This window comes from Falsiroseomonas oryzae (genome assembly GCF_027856955.1).
GTDB classification, from domain to species: Bacteria; Pseudomonadota; Alphaproteobacteria; order Acetobacterales; family Acetobacteraceae; genus Falsiroseomonas; species Falsiroseomonas oryzae.
In genome coordinates, this window is sequence record NZ_JAPSMD010000904.1 from 1 (window position 1) to 879 (window position 879).

General features: G+C 77.2%; 1 protein-coding gene and 1 pseudogene. Both read left to right on the plus strand.

What is annotated here, in order from left to right; all coding sequences use genetic code 11:
- On the plus strand, positions 1-266 hold a 266-nt coding region (locus OZN99_RS32585), incomplete at its 5' end, for a hypothetical protein (RefSeq protein ID WP_270939320.1).
- Positions 263-879, plus strand: a pseudogene (locus tag OZN99_RS32590) (glycosyltransferase family 4 protein); the annotation flags it as partial. The gene OZN99_RS32585 and the pseudogene OZN99_RS32590, both read left to right, overlap by 4 nt.

The following is an 879-nucleotide window of genomic DNA, read 5'->3' on the forward strand; positions in this document are numbered from 1 at the left end:
GGCTGTGGCTGGCCGCGCGGCTCTATCCGGAAGCCGCGACGGCGGCGCGCGCGCTGGCGGCGCCGCTGGCCGTGGGCGGCATCGGCCTGGCCGCGCTGCTGCCCTTCGCGGCACCGGGCGCGTTGGGCGCGCTCGGCCTGCTGGCGCTGGTCGGCTTCGTCGCGGCGGCCGCGACGGCGCTGACCCCGGACGAACGGCGCGACGCGCGCGGCCTGCTGCGTCGCCCCTGGCGCATCCGCGCGGTGCTGAAGGGCGAGCCGGCGTGACCCTCGCCATCAACGGCCGTTTCCTGACCCAGAAGGTCACGGGCGTGCAGCGCTTCGCCGTGGAGGTGACGCGCGCGCTCGCCGCGGCCGGTACGGATCTTCGGCTGCTGACACCGCCCGGCGCGCCGGCCGCGCTGGACGGCATCGCGGCTGAGGTCGTCGGCACCCGGACCGGCCAGGCCTGGGAGCAGCTGGACCTGCCGCGCGCCGCGCGAGGCGCGCTGCTGCTGAACCTCGGCAACACCGCACCGCTGCGGCCGGGGCTGCGACAGGCCGTGGTGATCCACGATGCCGGCGTCTTCGACACGCCCGAGAGCTACTCCCTGGCCTTCCGCGCCTGGTACCGCGCGCTGCACCTGGCCCTGCCGCGGATCGGTGCGCGCATCGTCACCGTGTCGGACTTCTCCCGTGGGCGGCTCGCTGCGCGACTCCGGCTCGATCCCGCGCGGATCGGGGTGATGCCGGAAGGCGGCGAGCATGTGCTGCGCGCCCCGGCGGAGGCCGGCGTGCTGGCGCGCCACGGTCTCGCGCCGCACGGCTATGCCCTCGCGGTCGGCACGCGCGCGGCGCACAAGAACCTCGGCGCGCTGCGCGACGCGGCGGCGCTGCTCGG